The organism is Kitasatospora sp. NPDC058965 (assembly GCF_042741245.1).
Taxonomy (GTDB): Bacteria; Actinomycetota; Actinomycetes; order Streptomycetales; family Streptomycetaceae; genus Kitasatospora.
This window is the reverse complement of sequence record NZ_JBHYKG010000267.1, coordinates 1-2,341: the sequence shown is the minus strand read 5'-3', so window position 1 is coordinate 2,341 and position 2,341 is coordinate 1. Positions and strand designations below refer to the sequence as shown.

The following is a 2,341-nucleotide window of genomic DNA, read 5'->3' as shown; positions in this document are numbered from 1 at the left end:
GCCTACCAGTACACCGTCAGCGCCTACGACGCCGCCGGAAACACCTCCCCGGCCTCCGCCGCCGTCACCGCCACCACCGCCGGCAGCGGCGGCGGGGACACCACCCCGCCGAGCACCCCGGCCGGCCTGACCGTCAGCGGCACCACCGCCACCTCGGTCTCGCTCTCCTGGACCGCCGCCACCGACAACGTCGGCGTCACCGGCTACAACGTCTACCGCAACGGCACCAAGGTCGGCACCACCGCCACCACCAGTTACACCGACACCGGCCTGACCGCCGCCACCGCCTACCAGTACACCGTCAGCGCCTACGACGCCGCCGGAAACACCTCCCCGGCCTCCGCCGCCGTCACCGCCACCACCGCCGGCAGCGGCGGCGGTACCGGCACCGGCTGCAAGGCCACGTACGCCATCGCCAGCGACTGGGGCGCCGGCTTCAACGCCAACGTGACCGTCACCAACACCGGCAGCTCCGCCACCAAGTCCTGGACCGTGACCTGGAGCTGGGGCGGCAACCAGCAGATCAGCAACGGCTGGAACGCCACCGTCACCCAGTCCGGCAGCTCGGTGACCGCCACCAGCATGTCGTACAACGGGGCGCTGGCCGCCGGGGCGAACACCAGCTTCGGCTTCCAGGGCACCTACAGCGGCAGCAACACCGCGCCGACGCTGACCTGCACCGCGAGCTGACGCCCCGTCAGCACCAGTAGTCCTCCCCGCAGTCCGGGGCCGGCCGGACACCACCCACCGGCCGGCCCCTCTCCTCCCCCACCGGAGCACCCCCATGACCTCCTCCCGCACCGTGCTGGCGGCCGCGGCCGTCAGCACCTGCGCGCTCGGCGCGGCCCTGCTGCTGCCGCCGGGCGGCACCGCCTCCGCAGCCAACGCGCTCTCCTGCAACGTGAGTTACACCACCAATGACTGGGGCAGCGGCTTCACCGCGAACCTCGCGATCAGCGACACCGGCAGCACCGCGATCAACGGCTGGACGCTCAGCTACGCCTACGGCGGCAACCAGACCCTCACCAACGGCTGGAACGGCAACTGGACGCAGTCCGGCAAGACCGTCACCGTCACCAACCCCGGCTACGCCACCACCATCAACCCCGGCGCCAGCTACACCACCAGCGCCAACTTCAGCTACAGCGGCAGCAACGCGGCGCCGACCTCGTTCAGCGTGAACGGGACGGCGTGCGGGCCGCAGTCGTCGCCGTCACCGACGCCCACCCCGTCACCGACACCGACGCCCAGCCCGACGCCGACCCCGACCCCCACCCCCACCCCGACGCCCACGCCCACGCCCACGCCGACCGGTTCGCCCACCCCCGGCGGCGCCGCGCCCGCGCTGCACGTGGTCGGCAACCAGCTGCAGGACTCCGCCGGCCACGTGGTCACCCTGCACGGCGCCAACCGCTCCGGCGCCGAGTTCGCCTGCGTCCAGGGCAACGGCATCTTCGACGGCCCCGCCGACCAGGCCTCGATCGACGCGATGAAGAGCTGGCACCTCAAGGCCGTCCGGATCCCGCTCAACGAGGACTGCTGGCTCGGCCTGTCGAACGTGCCGGCCGCCTACGCGGGCAGCAGCTACATCTCCGCGATCAAGTCGTACGTCGACCTGCTGCACCAGAACGGCCTGAACACCATCCTCGACCTGCACTGGACCGACGGCGTCTACACCGGCAACTCCTCCGGCTGCGCGAGCGCCACCGCGACCTGCCAGAAGCCGATGCCCGACGCCGCCAACGCGATCCCGTTCTGGTCCTCGGTGGCCGCCACCTTCAAGGGGGACAACGCCACCGTCTTCGACCTCTTCAACGAGCCCTACGCCTCCCGGGCCACCGGCTCCGACGCCTCCGGCTGGGCCTGCTGGCGCGACGGCGGCACCTGCCCGGGCATCGGCTACCAGGTGGCCGGCATGCAGGCGATGGTCAACGCCGTGCGCGGCGCCGGCGCGACCAACGTGCTGATGCTCGGCGGCGAGGAGTACTCCAACGAGTTGACCTCCTGGCTCGCCTACGAGCCCACCGACCCGCTGCAGAACCTGGCCGCCTCGTTCCACTCCTACAACTTCAACACCTGCTCCTCGTCCAGCTGCTGGGACAGTCAGATCGCCCCGGTCGCGGCCGCCGTCCCGCTGGTCACCGGCGAGCTCGGCGAGAACGACTGCGCGCACGGGTACCTGGACTCGCTGCTGCCCTGGCTCGACCAGCACGGCATCTCGTACCTCGCCTGGACCTGGAACACCTGGAACTGCTCCTCCGGTCCGTCCCTGATCTCCTCCTACGACGGCACCCCGACCGCCTTCGGTGCGGGCTACAAGGCCCACCTGGCGGCGCTGGGC

General features: G+C 71.6%; 2 protein-coding genes. Both read left to right on the top strand.

Features of this window, described 5'->3' with window-relative positions:
• Positions 1–690: cellulose binding domain-containing protein (locus ACFW1A_RS31320; RefSeq protein ID WP_380414778.1), on the top strand; the 690-nt coding region annotated here is incomplete at its 5' end.
• 94 nt (positions 691–784) lie between these two features.
• A partial coding sequence (locus ACFW1A_RS31315; protein ID WP_380414776.1) for a cellulase family glycosylhydrolase occupies positions 785–2,341 on the top strand: 1,557 nt, incomplete at its 3' end.